The organism is Nonomuraea sp. NPDC051941, assembly GCF_044593615.1.
In genome coordinates this window covers 102,240-117,262 of record NZ_JBIUCF010000046.1, presented here as the reverse complement: position 1 = coordinate 117,262, position 15,023 = coordinate 102,240, and the positions used below count along the sequence as shown (strand labels likewise).

Genomic DNA, 15,023 nt, shown 5'->3' with positions numbered 1-15,023 from the left:
GGGGGGGGGGGGGGGGGGCGTGGGGCGGGGGGGGGGGGGGGGGGCGCCCCCCCCCCCCCCCCCGCCGCCGGCCCCCCCCCCCCCCCCCCCCCCCCCCCCGCGTCGAGTGCTCACTTTCGGAGTGCCGAGCTGTCGCGGACCGCCGCGAGGTTCTTCACGTGGTCGTTCTCGGCTCATCCGTTCTCGCTACCGACCAGACGGCCCAGCAGGGCCGCGCGGGTGAGCTCGGCCTTGTTGCCCACGCCGAGCTTGGTCCTGATCCGTTTGACGTAGGTGTCGACCGTGTGGGGGCTGATGCCGAGCCGCGTGGCGATCTGCCCGTGCGTCAGGCCCCTGGAGATCTGGCGGAGCACCTGCTCCTCCCGCTCGGAGAGGTGGTAGCCGGGCGCCTCGTGGCGTTCGAGCATGGGCCGTACTTCGCACTCGACGGGAACGAAGCGGGAGCCGGACGCCACGGCCCGCACCGCCGAGACCACGCGCTCGGCCGTCGCCCGCTTGCCGATGACACCCGACGCTCCCGCGTGCAGGTAGCTGTCGGTGTCGTCCCCGTCGTTCAGAACCAGTACTTCGGTGCGCTTGGCGACTTCCCTGATGTAGGCGAGATTGTCGGACAGCGGCAGCGCGTCCACGTCGATTAACGCGGCGTCCGCTATCCAGGAGGGTTCTTCGTCGGGAGAGGATCTCTCCGCGACCACCTGAATACCGGCACTTGTCAGAGCCTGGACGAGCCCAGCGAGGAAGATTGGCGAACTGATAAGGACGTCGATTCTGATCACGGGGCCCCCGTACATCCCGCCGGCCGGGCATCATCATGGATTTCCATTACAAGCGAGGAAATATACTTCTTGACTCGCTTTTCACCTTACCAGCCTTTTCTAAGCCGTTTTCTCGTCGATGTCAACCTCTCGGCGTGCCTATCGAATTTCACGTCCAGTGATGATTCCGCGCCGTTCGGTAATTCTCGGAGTCGACCTGGAGCTGGCCCGATAAGGGCTATAGGCAGTGCCGCGGCGGAGATGATAAGGTCCGCCGCGGCCTGCACTTCTGGATGAATTCGGGATCTAGGTAAATGTGATCAATTCGCAGGTATGGTCATGTACGACATTCCCGCGGCAGTCAAGCGACCGGCGAAATCAGTGAACGATTCCTGATCCACATTGCTAAAACTTGCCCGCAGCATCCGACCATCTTCAGGGAGAAATGCCGTACCGGGAATGACGAGCGTGTCATACGTGATCGCCAGGTCCCGGACGACCTCCTCGGTGGGGCGCCCGGCGAACGGATGGCGTATCCACCCGTAAAAGCCCCCGGCGGAGACCAGCTCGAAGCCGCCCGGCCGCTCCGCCATCACGGCGGCGAAGCGCCGCCGCTTCTCCTCCATCTCGCGCGCCCGCGCGAGCTTCCACTCCTGGGCCAGCGTCAGGCCCGCCCAGGCGGCCTCCTGTCCGATGCGCGGCGCGCAGATCGCCACGCAGTCGAGCAGCTTCATCACCTCGCGGTTGAGCAGCGGTGAGGCGACCAGAGCCCCCACCCGGTAGCCGGGAATGGCGTAGTCCTTCGAGAAACTGTGCAGGCTCACCACCGTCTGCTCCCATTGGGGGTCGGACAGGAGCCGGTGCGCCGGTTCGGCGGTGTCGCGGAAGGAGCGGTAGGTCTCGTCGAGGATCAGCGCCATGTCATGCCGCCTGGCCACCTCCGCCAGGCGCTCGATCGCCTCGGGGCCGGCCGTCACCCCGCTGGGGTTGCCCGGAGTCACCAGGACGATCGCCCGGGTCCGCGGGGTGATCAGCGCCTCGGCCGTCTCCGGGCTCGGCAGGAGATCCGGGCCGGGCTCCAGGTAGACCGGCCGGATGCCGTTCAGGCGCAGCCACATGTCGTGGTTCGGGTAATACGGCACCGCCAGCACCACTTCGTCGCCCGCCTCCGCCAGCGCGGACACCACGAGGCAGAAGGCCTGGTTGCAGCCCGCCGTGATGACGATCTGCTCCGCGCGCACGTGGCTCAGATAACTTCGGGAGAGGTCGGCGGCGAATGCCTCGCGCAGGTGCGGCAACCCGGCGATATCGGTGTAGTCCCCGCCGTGGGGATCTCGCGCGATGGCGGCGATGTGCTCGACCACGGCCGGAGCGGCCGGATAACACGGAGCCGCCTGAGAGAGGTCGAGCAGGTCGCGTTCCCTGCGGCGCTGATTTTCCAACTCGCGTGCCTCGCCGAACGGCGAGTCGATCTGGCGCACCGTCCTCGGACTCAGTCGCAAGTGAATGCTCCCTTCGTATGGCACTGAGCATCCCGAGCACCGCGTGACAACACCATTCCCTCCTTCAGGGGACATTGATCCCGTATATCAACAAACCTTGTGAATCCAGGCGAAAGGGTCGGGGGTGCGGCCGTACTGGATGTCCATGAGGCTCTGGCGCAACCTGAGCGTGACCGGCCCCACTCCGCCGTCGCCGACGAGCCAGTCACCCGAGGTGCTCCTGACCGCGCCGACCGGGATCACCGTGGCCGCCGTGCCGCAGGCGAACACCTCGACGAGCTCGCCGGACGCGCACTGCGCGCGCCACTGATCGACCGAGATCCTGCCCTCCTCGACGTCGATGCCGAGCGTGGGCGCGAGGTGGAGCAGCGAGTCGCGGGTCACCCCCGGCAGCAGCGTCCCGGTCAGCGCGGGCGTCATGATCCGGCGCCGGCCGTCCTCAGTGGCGTAGACGAAGAACAGGTTCATCCCGCCCATCTCCTCGACCCAGACGTGCTCGGCGGCGTCCAGCCAGACCACCTGGTCGCAGCCCCGCGCCACGGCCGCCTGCTGGGCGGCGAGCGCGGGAGCGTAATTGCAGGCCGCCTTGACGTCGCCGGTGCCACCGGGAGCGGCGCGCGTGTAGTCCTCCGACAACCACACCGTGAGCGGCCTCGGCGTTCCTCCGCCGCCGAGATAGCTCGCCGGGGAGGCGATGGCGCACAGCAGGTAGCTGCGCGAGGGCAGCGTGAAGCCGAGACCGCGCTGGGTCGCGATCACGAACGGGCGCAGGTAGAGGCTGTTGCCGTCGCCCGACGGCACCCAGTCCCGCTCCTGGGTGACCAGCAGCTCCAGCATCCTGATGAAGACGTCCTCGGGCAGCTCGGGCGCCGCCAGCCGGCGCGCCGTCCGGTTGAACCGGGCGGCGTTCCGCCTCGGCCGGAACATCACGATCGCCCCGCTGTCCTGCCTGTACGCCTTCATCCCCTCGAAGAACTCCTGCGCGTAGTGGAAGACCACGGTCGCCGGATCGAGGCTCAGCGGCGCGTACGGCTCCACGCGGGCGTCATGCCAGCCCTGCTCGGTCGTCCAGCGCAGCGTGGCCATGTGGTCGGTGAAATGCTCGCCGAACCCCGGCGCGGCCAGCACGGCCTGCCGTTCCGCGGCCGGCACGGGGTGGTCGCTGGGACGGATCTCGAAAGAGATCGACATGGGGTGCTCCTCAGACGGCGGGCGACGGTTTGGGGCGGAGGGTGAGCTCGGAGGGCAGCGAGGCGAACCCGCGCTGGTGCGGCGAGTGGACGCGCCGGGCGGCGGACAGGTCGAGGTCGTAGTCCGACACCACGGCGCCGACCTCCTGCAGCACGACCGCGATCTCGAGCTGGGCCAGCGCCGCGCCGAGGCAGAAGTGCGGGCCGTGGCCGAAGGCGATGTGCCTGCTCGTGTCGCGGTCCAGGTCGAAGGTGTCCGGTTCGGGGAAGACCCGCCCGTCGCGGTTGGCGGAAGCGGGCAGCAACGCGATCCTGGCGCCTTCGGCCAGCCGGACGCCGTGGATGACGCTGTCCTCGGTGAGCGTCCTGCCCGTCATCTGGCTGGGCGAGTCGTAGCGGAGCGTCTCCGCCCCCCAGTCCGGGGCCCGCCCGTTCAGGCCCGCGCGGCCGACGTCGGGAAGGCGCCACCCGTGATACCAGGCGTTGCCGATCAGCTTGCCGGTCGAGTCGTTGCCCGCGCTGACGAGCAGGAAGAGGAAGGCCACGAGCTGCGAGTCGGTCAGAGGCCTCCCGCCGACCCGCGCCTCGATCATCATCGAGGTGAGGTCGTCACCCGGCCGCCTGCGCCGCTGCGCGATCAGGTTCACGTAGTAGACGGCGAGGCGCAGCCCCGCGCCGATGGTCTCGCCCGACCTCTCGTCGGTGCCGTCCTCGCAGTGGTTGAGCAGGTCGTTGTCGGCGCGGATCCGGTCCCGGTCCGCCGCCGGTATGCCGACGACCTCGCACATGACGTCGTTCGGTACGGCTGCCGCGAAGTCCGCGAAGTCGAAGACCCCGCCGTCCCGTGCGGGCGCCAGCCTGGCCCGCGTCAGCTCCCGTATCCGGGGCTCCAGCGCCGCCACCCACCGGGGCTTGAACGTGTTGCCCAGCAGGCGGCGCATCGCACCGTGGTCGGGAGGGTCCATGGCGAGGAAGAAACTGGTCTTGACCGCGGCCTGCCCCCACAGATCCGGCTCCAGGGAGATGCCGTTACGGCTGGAGAACAGCCCCGGGTTCCGCAGCGCGGGCAGGACGTCCTCGTAGCGGGACAGCGCCCAGAAGTCCCGCTCGGCGTTGTGGTAGAGCGGCGCGTGCTCGCGCATCCAGGCGAACACCGGATACGGGTCCTCGTGGATCCGGTACGAGAACGGGTCGTAGACGAGCTCACCCGGTGCCAGGTTGCGCATATTCGGAACGTACGGACATGTCGCCCGTGTCGCCTGTCACGCGAACCAGGGGCTACCCCGGAAGCAGCGTGGTCTCCAGGTCGGGAAGCTTCTCCCACCAGCGGTCGTAGCGGCGATACGGGTGCGGCTCGCGCCCGGCCAGCAGGGCCACCAGGGCCTTCGCCTCGGCCGCGAGCCCGTCCCACGCCTCGTCCGGCAGCGGATGGAACGCCGCCGCCTCGATCCCTCCTTCGGCCGGCCGCCACACCCCGGCGACGTAGCCGTCGACGAGCAGCGTGGGCAGCACGTCGCCGTTGGCGCGGATGACGAGCTTGCGGTAGGCCGGCGGGAGCAGGCGGTCGCGCTCCACGTGCGCGAGCAGCGTGTTGTCCCACATGGCCATCAGCCGGGGCGGCGCCGGGACGTCCTCGGGCGGGCGGGACGCGCCCCGCAGGTCCCACATCACCTTGCCGCCGGGGCCTTCGAACTGCTCGACCTCGCCGTCCATGGCACGCAGCGCGACCTTGACCCGGGCCTGCTGGACGAGCGCGAACTGGGCGACGTCCGCCACCGACGCCGGTCCGAACGCCTCCAGGTAACGCCGCGTCAGCACCCGCAGGGCCTCGGCCGAGGCGTCCAGGTCGAGCGTGGGCCGAGGTGAGGAGGCCACGCACGACACCCGCGTGGTGAACGACCACGACCCGCCGGTCGGCACCCGCAGCAGCGGCGTGTACGAGCGCAGGATCGCCCACACCCCCGCCGCCGACAGCTCGCCGAGGCGTGGCTCCAGCCAGTCCTTCATCTCCTCCACGGTCCGCGGCTCAGTGGCGAACTCCAGCAGGTCCCTGACCAGGATCCGCCCCGCCTCGACGGTGAGGCCGCGCGGCGTGAAGCGGCCGTTCAGATGGGTGGCGTACATGGTCGGCTCGATGGCGTCGCGGAAGGCCGGATAGTCGTCGACGTGCACGGCGTGCAGCGTCATCCGCATCATCGTCCCCCGCACGACCGTGTAGCTCGAGAAGGCGGCGTCGAGGTCGGCGAGGTCCAGGTCGGCGACGCGGTTCCACAGCGCGACATACGGCGAGGCCGCCTGCTGCGCCTGCAACGCCATCACGCGGCGCACCGCCTCGGCCACCTCCAGCGGCTCCCTCCGCAGCAGGAGCTGCCGATCGAGTGTGGCCCGGTTGAGTGCCCGCGCGGTGAGCTTCATGCCCGGATTCTCTCAGCCCCCGTCTCCCGGGCAGATCCCCCGGAGGTCCCCAGTAGAGGGGACAGGTGCGCGACCGTGGCTCGACCTAGGCTGCCGCTGCGGCGGCATATGCCGCGAAGCCCCATGTCATGCCGCTGGGAGGGCCACAGATGATCGAGGTTGGCAACCTCACCACGATGGAAGTCGACGCGCTGACCGACGTCGATGGCGGCCTCAACCTAACCGACGGTCACGCGAGGCTGGTCCTCTCCGAGCAGCAGGCGGCCATCGTCGCCCGGATCCCGGAGATGTTCGCCGAAGCGTCCCGCCGTCCATTCCCCGACATCGAACGCGAGGCGCACGCCACGTTCCTGAAGGCGATCGGGCAGCACAGCGCCCCGGTCGGCACCGGTCGCATCCTGAGCTGCTACTCCTCGACGCTCGCCACCGACATCGTGGCGCGGGCGCTGCCCGCCGGGTCGACCGTCGCCGTGCTGCACCCCACCTTCGACAACATCGCCGACCTGCTCGTCACCCGCGGGCTGAAGCTGGTGCCCCTGGCGGAGGAGGAGCTGCTCGACATGAGCTGGCCGGGGCCGCCGGTCGGCGCCATCGTGGTGACGCACCCGAACAACCCGACGGGGCTGGTCACCCCCGAAGGCCATCTGCGCTCGCTCGCCGAGCACGCCGTACGGCACGGCCAGATCATCATCGTGGACGCCAGCTTCCGCGGGCAGGTGCGCGACGCGCAGTACGACACCTACGCCGTCCTCGACGAGGCGGGCGCCGACTGGATCGTGATCGAGGACACCGGCAAGCTGTGGCCGACGCACGAACTCAAGATCGGGCTGCTGGCCTACAGCGCGCGGACGAAGCTGCCCATCGACCGGGCGTTCTCCGAGTCGCTGCTGTCCGCCTCGCCGGTGGTCCTGCTGCTCATCGCGAACCTCGCCGGCGACTGGGTGAACGGCGGCTACGAGCGCGCCCGCGACCTGGTGACGCGCAACCGGACGGTGCTCAGGGAGACGATCGGCGAGGTCGATCTGCGGCTGGCCGACCCCGCCTCGCAGATCAGCGTCGCGCGGATCGAGCTGCCTTCCCACGGGCCGGACTCGTCGCTGTTGTACAAGGACATGGTCGGGCGCGGGGTGCACGTGCTGCCGTGCGCGCCGTTCCACTGGGCCGACTCGGACAGTGGTCTCCGGTTCATCCGGGTGTCCCTGGCGCGCCCGTACGACACGGTGGAGTCGGCGGCGCGGACACTGGTCCAGTCGTACACGGAGATGTCCGCGCGAAAGCCGTGAACCCCGGTTACTCTCCCGTCTCCCCGTCCACCGACTCCCGGAGGAGGTCGGCGTGACCGTTGTGGCGTGCGTACTCCTCGATCATGTGGACCACGATCCAGCGCAGGCTCGGCGCCTGGCCGTTGGGCCAGGCGCGCTGGGCCGGGCGGTCCAGCCCGCCGTCCTCCAGCGCCTCGGCGACCGCCTCGCGGGAGTGGTCCACGGCCTTCTGCCACAGCGCGAACAGCTCGTCCGGGGTGTCGCCGGCGGCGGAGTGCCACTCCCAGTCCTGGTCGGCGCGCCAGTCCACGGTGTTCCACGGAGCGGAGCGGTCCCGGCCGTGCAGCGCTCGGGAGAACCAGTCGTCCTCCACGTAGGCCAGGTGCTTGAGCAGCCCGCCCAGCGTCATCGACGAGGCGCCGACCGTCGCCGTCAGGCCCGCGGTGTCCAGGCCCCGGCACTTCCAGGCCAGCGTCGCGCGCTGGTAGTCGAGGAAACCCAGGAGGGTCGCGGTCTCGTCGCCTGCGACGGGCGGCCACGGCCGATCGTGCTCGTCCATGTCTGTCATGGGCAGCGAGTGTAGCCACTGGGGCCCTCCACCGGTCACGACTCGCCAGGCCCCAGGTTCCGGGGACGCGACGAGCGCGTGGCCCCGCCGTACAGTCGCCGTGAGCAGCAGTGGAGTGTTGATGCCGCATTACGATCCGTTCGACTTCAAGGTGCAGGAGGATCCGCATCCCGTCTACGCGTGGATGCGTGAGCACGCGCCGGTCTATCGCAACGAGGAGCGCGACTTCTGGGCGCTGTCACGCCACGCCGACGTCCACGCCGCGCTGCGCGAGCCGCACCTTTTCTCCAACAGCCACGGCATCTCGCTGGAGCCGGAGTTGTGGGGGCCGCAGGCGAAGAAGACGAGCCTGTTCCTGTCCATGGACCCTCCCGAGCACGGCCTCTATCGAGGGCTGGTGGCCTCGGCGTTCACCCCCCGCCGCATGGCCGCGCTCGAACCCCGCATCCGCGAGCTGGCCCGCGCCCGGCTGGAGCGGCTGTGGGACGAGCCGACGTTCGACTTCTGCGCCGACTACGCCGCGGCGCTGCCGAACGACGTCCTCTGCGAGATGCTCGGCTTCCCCGCCGACGAGTGGGACGCGGTCCGCGCCGACACCGACCTGCTCAACCACCACGTGGACGGCTCGGACGGGCGCAGCCCGGACTCGGCCATGGCCGCCCTGCGCCTGGCGAGCCGCTTCGTCGTCCTGGTGACCTCGCTGCGCCGCCGGCCCGGCGACGACCTGACCTCGGCCATGATCGCGGCGGAGGTCGGCGGCGCCAGGCTCACCGACGCGCAGATCGTCGCCTTCCTGTTCGTGATGATCGGCGCGGGCAACGAGTCCACCGGCAAGACGCTCGGCAACGCGTGGTACCACGGCTGGCTCCGGCCCGACGTGCAGCGGGCGGGGCTCGACGGGCGGGCCGACGACTGGGCCGCCGAGACGCTGCGCTACGACTCCTCCAGCCAGATGGTGGCGCGCGTGCTGACCGAGGACACCGTCATGCACGGCGTCCGGATGCCCAAGGGCGCCCGGATCGCGCTGCTGCCCGCCTCGGCCAACCGGGACCGGCGGGTGTTCCCCGACCCGGACACCTTCGACCTGGACCGCGAGACCAAACGGATGATCAGCTTCGGGCACGGGCCGCACCACTGCCTCGGGGCCGCGCTGGCCAGGCTGGAGATGCGGATCGCGCTGGAGGAGATCGGGGCGTTGATCTCCTCGTACGAGATCGACCTGGCCAACGCCCGGCGGTCACACTCGCCGCACCAGTGCGGGTTCACCTCGCTGCCCTGCGTGGTGACCCCTCGTACCTGAGCCGAGCGGTACGGCCCGGGCCAGGCCGTACCGCTCAGGCGAGGTCGTGGCTGATGGTCCTGATCACCTGCTGCTCGCCGGCGGAGTCGAAGAAGTGCCCGCCGGGCACCGGGTCGAGGTCGAAACGCGCCGTTGTCTCCACGCGCCAGCCGTCCATCCGCGGCGGCGGCGACTCGATGTCCTCGGTGCCGGCGAAGGCGCGGATCGGCACCTCCAGCGGCTTGTCCGGGTGGAAGCCGTGCGTGCTGAGCACGGTGAGGTCGGCACCCAGCGTGGGCAGCAGGCCCGCGAGCAGCTCGGGCTCGGCCAGCACCTCCGCCGGCGTGCCGCCCATCTCGCGCACGTAGCCCTCCAGGCCGTCCTCGCGGTCTTCCCACGCCCAGGTGCCGTCGTCCAGGCAGGGGGCGATGCTGGCCGCGACGAACAACACGCGCGGCAGCGGCAGCGCGCGTTCCCGCAGCTCGTGCGCGAGCGCCCAGGCCACCCGCGCGCCCATGCTGACGCCGTAGCAGGCGAACGGACGGTCGAGCAAGGGCTTGATCACCGCGATCAGCTCGTCCACGAGCGGCGCCATCCGATCGAACGGCGGCTCGGCGAACCGGTCGGCCCGGCCGGGAAGCTGCACCGCGATCGGCTCGACGTAGCTCGGCACGAGCTGCGGCCAGTGCCGGTACATCGCCGCGCTGCCACCGGCGTGGTGGAAACAGAGCAACTGGACCTCGGCGGGCGTGCCACGCCCGAAACGCTTGAGCCAGCGGGGGTCGCCGTGCCGCACCTGCCCGTCCTTTCCTACCCGTCCTTACGCTGCGCTCAGCCCTGAGCACATCACGTCCAGCAGATCCTCGGGCGCCTCGATGAAGCGGTGGTGGCGGCCGTCGAGGAGCACGGAGGCCGTCTCGCCGCACTCCCCCCATCCGCCCATGGTGGAGAACGGGATCTCGTCGTCCTCGGTCCAGCCGATCGCCGTGATCGGGCACGACAGCCGGTACGGCTCCGGCATCACGTACCGTTTGTTGGTCTCGACGTCGGCCCGTAACACCTCCAGGTAGAGCTCGATGAGCTCCGCGCTGGGCTTCCCCCCGAGCTGGGTGATCAACTTCTCCAGCTCGGCGCCGAGCCCGGCGTCGTCCATGGACAGGAACCGCCCGGCGGGCCCGTCCTGCGGGGCCACCTCCGAGGAGACGTAGACCCGGGCGGGCGCGGGCATGCCGCTCCTGATCAGCTCGGCCGACACCTCGTAGGCCGCCAGAGCGGACCCGCAGTGGCCGAAGAAGCCGAACGGCACGTCGAGATGGTCCTCGAGCCCGATCACCATGCTCTTGGCGAGCTCCTGGTAGGTCTCGAAGTTCGGCTCGGCGAAGCGGGTCTCGTGGCCGGGCAGTTCGACGGGCAGGAACTCGACACCGCCGCGCCGCCGCGGCCACTGGCGGTACATGCTGGCGCCACAGCCCGAGTACGGGATCAGGAAGACCCGGCCGGTCGCCGTGGCCGACGGCTCGTGCGGCAGCCATGGGTTGCGGCGCTTCGGGCGGTTTGCCATGAGCGGCCCTCCGGGAGTCAGAGCGTCTTAGCGGTGATCGGCAGGTGCTTGAAGCCGGAGATGAAGTTGGAGTGCAGGCGGACGGGCTCGCCGGCCGGCTCGAAGGCGGTGAAGCGCGACAGCAGCTGGTTGAACAGGATGCGCAGGGTGACCCGGGCGACGGTGTGGCCGACGCAGTAATGCGGGCCGATCCCGAAGGCGAGGTGCTTGTTGGGCTTGCGGCGCAGGTCGAACGTCTCGGCGTCCGGGAAGACCTCCGGGTCGCGGTTGGCCGCGCCGAGCCAGGAGACCACCGCCTGACCGGCCTTGATCCTGGTGCCGCGCACCTCGGTGTCCTGGACGGCGTACCTCATGAAGTGGCTGACCGGGGAGCCGAGGCGCAGGCCCTCCTCGACCGCGGTGGGGGTGACGCTCAGATCGGCCGCCCACCGGTCCAGCAGGCCGTCGCCTATGTGCTCGGTCATCATGTAGTTCGGCGAGTGCGGGGTGGTGACCACGGCGCCCAGCAGCACGCTGTAGCAGTTGGACATGACCTCGCCGGGCGACATGGTGCGCCCGTCGACCTCGGTGGTGATCAGGATGCTGATGAGGTCGTCGCCGAGGTTGCGGCGGCGCTCCTTGTAGATGTCCTGGAAATAGGCGAACAACTCGCGGTGCGCCTGGTCCAGGGTGGCCTGCGCGCCGCCGGGCACCCGGTACTCCGGATCCTCGGCGGCGATCGAGGCGTTGAGCAGCTGGCCGAGCCAGGGCCAGTCGGCCCGGGGGAGGCCCATGGACTCGCCGCCCACCGCGACCGGCAGGGCCAACATGGCCTCGGCGAAGTCGAACGGACCACCGTCGGCGAGCGGGGAGATCACCTCCAGGACCAGGTCGCGGATCAGGTCCTGCTGCGCCTCGATGGACTTGATGGCCAGCGCCTTCTGCAGGCGGGCCCGCATGATCGTGTGCCGGGGCGGGTCGGTCGCGGCGATCTGCCTGCCGCCCGCCGGGTCCTCGACGCCGAGGATGTTGAGCAGTGTGCCGCGTTCGGAGGTGAACGTCTGGGCGTCGCGCAGCACCCGGTCGACGTCGTGGTATTTCACGACCGACCAGAACCCGTTCCGCTCGTCGATCTGCTCCCAGTCCAGGTGGTCTTGGTTCCGCAGGTCCGCCCACTTCTCGCGGAAGCGGAAGTCGAGATCGGCGTAGAGCATCGGGTCGGCCAGCCCTCGCGCGGCGGTGCTGACTGGGCAGCCGGGCGCGGCCTGCTCGCCGGTGCTACTGGGTCCCTGCATCCGCGCTCTCCTTCCTGGTCGTGCCGGGCTCCTGCCTCAGGAGCAGTTCCTCGGCGAGGGCGGCGATCGTCGGCCGCAGGTAGAGGATGCGGGCCGGCAGGTTGACGTCGAACTCGGCCTGGAGCGCGGACAGCAGCTCGGCGGCGAGCAGCGAGTGCCCGCCCAGGTCGAAGAAGTTGTCGTCCACCCCGATCGGCTCGACGTCCAGCGCGTCGCTCCAGATCTCGGCCAGGCGGCGCTCGACCGGGCGGTCCGGCTCGACGTAGTCGTTCCAGACGTTGCGGGGGATCTTCTCGGTGGGCAGCGCCGAGCGGTTCACCTTGCCGTTCGGGTTGAGCGGGATGTCCCTCACCACGATCACCGCCCACGGCACCAGGTGGGCGGCGACGGTCGCGATGAGTTTCTCCCGCAGCGCCGTACCGAAGGAGGTCCACTCGGCCGGATCCATGTCACCCACGGCCACGTAGGCGATCAGGCGGGTGTCACCGGCCCCGTTCGTACGGGTGAGGACGGCGGCCTGCTCGACGCCCGGCTGCCTGAGCAGCTCCATCTCCACCGTGCTCAGCTCGACCCGGTAGCCGCGGATCTTGACCTGCCGGTCGGAGCGGCCGAGGAAGTCCAGCACGCCGTCCTCGGTCCAGCGCGACAGGTCGCCGGTGCGGTACATGCGGCTGCCCGGCGGCCTGGACGGGTCGGGGTCGGCGACGAAGCGCTCGGCCGTCGCGCCGGGCCGGTTGAGGTAGCCGGTGGCGACGCCGTCGCCGCCGACCCACAACTCGCCGACGTCCCCGTGGGGGACCTCGTGCAGCTGTTCGTCCAGGACCCTGCCGGTGCTGCCGTCGATGGGCACGCCGATCGGCACGCGCGTCGCGTCGCCGCTGTCGCGGGTGGTCCAGCACGTGCTGAACGTGGTGTTCTCCGTCGGGCCGTAGCCGTTGGTGAAGATCAGATCCGGGTAGGCGGCCATCACCCGCTGGACGTGCGCGGGGGACAGCACGTCGCCTCCGGCCAGCAGGTGGCGGATGCCGGACAGCCCGTCGAGGTGATGGGTGACGATCTTGTGGAACAGGCCGGTCGTCAGCCACAAGACGCTGACGCCTTCGTCGCGGAGCGTCGCCACGATCTCCTCGAGGTCGGCGTGCCCGGTCGGTGCGAGCGCCAGCCTGCACCCCTTCACCAGCGGCATCCAGATCTCGAAGGTGGAGACGTCGAAGCCGACCCGGGTCAGTTGCAGGAAGACGTCGTCGTCGCGGACGTCGATCCAGCCGGGAGCGTTGATCAGCCGCCAGACCGCGCGGTGGGGGACGACGACGCCCTTGGGCTCGCCGGTGGAGCCGGAGGTGTAGCAGACGTAGACGGGAGTGTCGGGGTGGAGCGGCTGCGCCGTTCCGGCCGGCTCAGGTGCGCTCGCCTCGGTCATCTCGGGCTCGACGTAGAGGATGTGCTCCACGTCCGGCGCCTGCTCACCGAAGCGCGAGCCGACGACGGCGAACCGGGCCCGCGCGTCGCACACGATCTGCTCCCGCTGGCCGGACGGCTCCGCCGGGTCGAGATAGAGGTAGGCGCCGCCCGCCTTGAGGATCGCGTACAAGGTGACGATGAGCTCCGGCGTGCGGCCCAGGACCACCGCGACCACCGATCCGCTGCCGACCCCGGCCGTTCGCAGGCGCGACGCCAGAGCCTCCGCGGCCTCGTCGAGCCGGCGGAAGGTCAGGGTGCTGCCGCGGAAACTGACCGCGATCCGGTCAGGCGTGCGTGCGACCTGCTCGGCCACCATCTCGTGGATGCATCGCGGTGCTCCTGCGTCGGTCATCGCCACTCCTACTCGTGAGCGGTACTCGCGAGGTGCTCGCGACGGGCGCTGCGCGGGCGCAGGTCCGTCCAGTTGGCCTCGATGTAGTCCAGGCACGCCTGCCGCGTGTCCTCGCCGTGCACGACCCGCCACCCGGCGGGGACGTCCAGCGCCGCCGGCCACAGCGAGTGCTGGTCCTCGTCGTTGACGAGCACCGTGAAGCTGCCATCGGGGTCATCGAACGGGTTCATGAAGTCCTCTCCTTACGCTCCACCAGCAAAGCTAACGAGGACGCCGCTCGCCCGGATGTCCCCTCTAACGGGGACCCATGCGGGACGCGGATGGCTCCTACACTCCGGAATGTCACCGACATGGAAGGGAACCGCGGTGCGCCGTTTGACGCTGACACCGGAGGACAACGCGGAGCTGTCCCCGATGATCGCCGAGATCGCCAAGGCCTATGACACGGTCGAGAACCCCGAGCTGATCCGCCGGGCGCCGGTGCTCGCCCGGTCCTTGCCGGTCCACGTGCTGGAGTTCCTGGAGGAGTACCGGATCGGGGAACCCTCGGCCCTGTGCGTGATCTCCGGGCTCGACGTCGACGAGGCGCAGCTCGGGCACACCCCCGAACACTGGCGCGACAGCCAGTACGACTCCCCGGCCTTCCCCCAGGAGGTGTTCTTCCTCCTGTGCGGCTCCGTGCTCGGCGACGTGTTCGGCTGGGCCACCCAGCAGGACGGCCGGATCATGCACGACGTGCTCCCCATCAAGGGCCACGAGCACTACGAGATCGGCTCCAACAGCCTGCAGCACCTGTCCTGGCACACCGAGGACGCCTTCCACCCCTGCCGGGGCGACTACGTGGCGCTCATGTGCCTGAAGAACCCCGACGCCGTCGAGACCATGGTCTGCGACGCCGCCGACCTCGACTGGCCGGCCATCGACGTCGAGACGTTGTTCGCCGCCGAGTTCACGCAGATGCCCGACAACTCGCACCTGCCGCAGAACGCCACCGAGTCCACCGGCGACCCGACCATCGACCGGCTCCGGGCCAGGAGCTTCGCGCTCATCCAGTCCTGGAACGACGATCCGGTCAGGCGGCCCGTCCTGTTCGGCGACCGCGCTCAGCCGTACATGGCGCTCGACCCGTACCACATGAAGACCGAGGGCTGGTCCGAGGCGTCGCTACGCGCCTTCCAGGGGTTGTGCGACCAGATCGAAGCCAACATGAAGGACGTCAGCCTGCGTCCCGGCGACTGTGTGTTCATCGACAACTTCCGGGCCGTGCACGGACGCAAGTCCTTCCGTCCTCGCTACGACGGGTCCGACCGCTGGCTCAAGCGCCTCAACATCACCCGCAACCTTCGCGGCTCTCGCGCATGGCGGCCGGCTGCCGACAACCGCATCATCTACTGAACCCGCGCC

General features: G+C 70.0%; 14 protein-coding genes. 3 read left to right on the top strand and 11 right to left on the bottom strand.

Annotated features, from left to right (window positions below; genetic code table 11):
- Positions 1 to 173: 173 nt before the first annotated feature.
- The 5 genes from ACIHFD_RS51630 to ACIHFD_RS51610 all read right to left on the bottom strand — a co-directional run bounded on the left by ACIHFD_RS51630 (position 174) and on the right by ACIHFD_RS51610 (position 5,862).
- Complete coding sequence (locus ACIHFD_RS51630; protein ID WP_350737254.1) at positions 174 to 695, bottom strand: response regulator transcription factor; 522 nt, start codon at positions 693 to 695, stop codon at positions 174 to 176.
- Between the two features lie 380 nt (positions 696 to 1,075).
- Entirely contained in the window at positions 1,076 to 2,332 is a 1,257-nt protein-coding gene (locus tag ACIHFD_RS51625) for an aminotransferase (protein ID WP_397373172.1), read from the bottom strand.
- Between the two features lie 12 nt (positions 2,333 to 2,344).
- On the bottom strand, positions 2,345 to 3,448 hold the full coding sequence (locus ACIHFD_RS51620; protein ID WP_397373171.1) for a branched-chain amino acid aminotransferase: 1,104 nt from the start codon (positions 3,446 to 3,448) through the stop codon (positions 2,345 to 2,347).
- Positions 3,449 to 3,458: 10 nt separating this feature from the next.
- Positions 3,459 to 4,673: a cytochrome P450 gene (locus tag ACIHFD_RS51615; protein ID WP_397373170.1), complete on the bottom strand. Its 1,215-nt coding sequence runs from the start codon at positions 4,671 to 4,673 to the stop codon at positions 3,459 to 3,461.
- A 52-nt stretch (positions 4,674 to 4,725) separates the two neighbouring features.
- Complete coding sequence (locus tag ACIHFD_RS51610) at positions 4,726 to 5,862, bottom strand: winged helix DNA-binding domain-containing protein (protein WP_397373169.1); 1,137 nt, start codon at positions 5,860 to 5,862, stop codon at positions 4,726 to 4,728.
- A gap of 149 nt (positions 5,863 to 6,011) precedes the next feature.
- Between ACIHFD_RS51610 and ACIHFD_RS51605 the strand changes: the two genes are divergently transcribed.
- Complete coding sequence (locus ACIHFD_RS51605; protein ID WP_350737241.1) at positions 6,012 to 7,145, top strand: aminotransferase class I/II-fold pyridoxal phosphate-dependent enzyme; 1,134 nt, start codon at positions 6,012 to 6,014, stop codon at positions 7,143 to 7,145.
- A 7-nt stretch (positions 7,146 to 7,152) separates the two neighbouring features.
- Here the strand turns inward: ACIHFD_RS51605 and ACIHFD_RS51600 are convergent, their stop codons facing one another.
- Positions 7,153 to 7,692 (bottom strand): DinB family protein, encoded by a 540-nt coding sequence (locus ACIHFD_RS51600; protein WP_363983645.1) that lies wholly within the window; start codon positions 7,690 to 7,692, stop codon positions 7,153 to 7,155.
- Positions 7,693 to 7,813: 121 nt separating this feature from the next.
- On the opposite strand from ACIHFD_RS51600, the gene ACIHFD_RS51595 reads away from it, so the two are divergent.
- On the top strand, positions 7,814 to 8,992 hold the full coding sequence (locus ACIHFD_RS51595) for a cytochrome P450 (RefSeq protein WP_397373168.1): 1,179 nt from the start codon (positions 7,814 to 7,816) through the stop codon (positions 8,990 to 8,992).
- 34 nt (positions 8,993 to 9,026) lie between these two features.
- Here the strand turns inward: ACIHFD_RS51595 and ACIHFD_RS51590 are convergent, their stop codons facing one another.
- From ACIHFD_RS51590 to ACIHFD_RS51570, 5 genes are read right to left on the bottom strand one after another with little or no spacing between them, the layout of a single operon-like run.
- Positions 9,027 to 9,767 (bottom strand): thioesterase II family protein, encoded by a 741-nt coding sequence (locus tag ACIHFD_RS51590; protein WP_397373167.1) that lies wholly within the window; start codon positions 9,765 to 9,767, stop codon positions 9,027 to 9,029.
- A 24-nt stretch (positions 9,768 to 9,791) separates the two neighbouring features.
- A complete protein-coding gene (locus ACIHFD_RS51585; RefSeq protein ID WP_397373166.1) occupies positions 9,792 to 10,532 on the bottom strand; it encodes a thioesterase II family protein in 741 nt (246 codons plus the stop codon).
- 17 nt (positions 10,533 to 10,549) lie between these two features.
- Entirely contained in the window at positions 10,550 to 11,806 is a 1,257-nt protein-coding gene (locus ACIHFD_RS51580; RefSeq protein ID WP_397373165.1) for a cytochrome P450, read from the bottom strand.
- Positions 11,790 to 13,619 (bottom strand): amino acid adenylation domain-containing protein, encoded by a 1,830-nt coding sequence (locus ACIHFD_RS51575; RefSeq protein ID WP_397373164.1) that lies wholly within the window; start codon positions 13,617 to 13,619, stop codon positions 11,790 to 11,792. Before ACIHFD_RS51575 ends, ACIHFD_RS51580 begins: the two co-directional genes overlap by 17 nt.
- Before the next feature lie 8 nt (positions 13,620 to 13,627).
- Positions 13,628 to 13,849 (bottom strand): MbtH family protein, encoded by a 222-nt coding sequence (locus ACIHFD_RS51570; protein WP_355205830.1) that lies wholly within the window; start codon positions 13,847 to 13,849, stop codon positions 13,628 to 13,630.
- A 136-nt stretch (positions 13,850 to 13,985) separates the two neighbouring features.
- On the opposite strand from ACIHFD_RS51570, the gene vioC reads away from it, so the two are divergent.
- The gene (gene vioC / locus ACIHFD_RS51565; protein ID WP_355205833.1) at positions 13,986 to 15,014 is read left to right on the top strand and encodes an arginine beta-hydroxylase, Fe(II)/alpha-ketoglutarate-dependent; all 1,029 of its coding nucleotides are present in this window, start codon (positions 13,986 to 13,988) and stop codon (positions 15,012 to 15,014) included.
- The last annotated feature ends 9 nt before the right edge of the window (positions 15,015 to 15,023 follow it).

Coding starts and splice junctions, on each gene's coding strand:
- ACIHFD_RS51625 (WP_397373172.1), bottom strand. CDS start 2,332: ATGTCCCCTGAAGGAGGGAATGGTGTTGTCACGCGGTGCTCGGGATGC.
- ACIHFD_RS51620 (WP_397373171.1), bottom strand. CDS start 3,448: ATGTCGATCTCTTTCGAGATCCGTCCCAGCGACCACCCCGTGCCGGCC.
- ACIHFD_RS51615 (WP_397373170.1), bottom strand. CDS start 4,673: ATGCGCAACCTGGCACCGGGTGAGCTCGTCTACGACCCGTTCTCGTAC.
- ACIHFD_RS51610 (WP_397373169.1), bottom strand. CDS start 5,862: ATGAAGCTCACCGCGCGGGCACTCAACCGGGCCACACTCGATCGGCAG.
- ACIHFD_RS51605 (WP_350737241.1), top strand. CDS start 6,012: ATGATCGAGGTTGGCAACCTCACCACGATGGAAGTCGACGCGCTGACC.
- ACIHFD_RS51600 (WP_363983645.1), bottom strand. CDS start 7,692: ATGACAGACATGGACGAGCACGATCGGCCGTGGCCGCCCGTCGCAGGC.
- ACIHFD_RS51595 (WP_397373168.1), top strand. CDS start 7,814: ATGCCGCATTACGATCCGTTCGACTTCAAGGTGCAGGAGGATCCGCAT.
- ACIHFD_RS51585 (WP_397373166.1), bottom strand. CDS start 10,532: ATGGCAAACCGCCCGAAGCGCCGCAACCCATGGCTGCCGCACGAGCCG.
- ACIHFD_RS51580 (WP_397373165.1), bottom strand. CDS start 11,806: ATGCAGGGACCCAGTAGCACCGGCGAGCAGGCCGCGCCCGGCTGCCCA.
- ACIHFD_RS51575 (WP_397373164.1), bottom strand. CDS start 13,619: ATGACCGACGCAGGAGCACCGCGATGCATCCACGAGATGGTGGCCGAG.
- ACIHFD_RS51570 (WP_355205830.1), bottom strand. CDS start 13,849: ATGAACCCGTTCGATGACCCCGATGGCAGCTTCACGGTGCTCGTCAAC.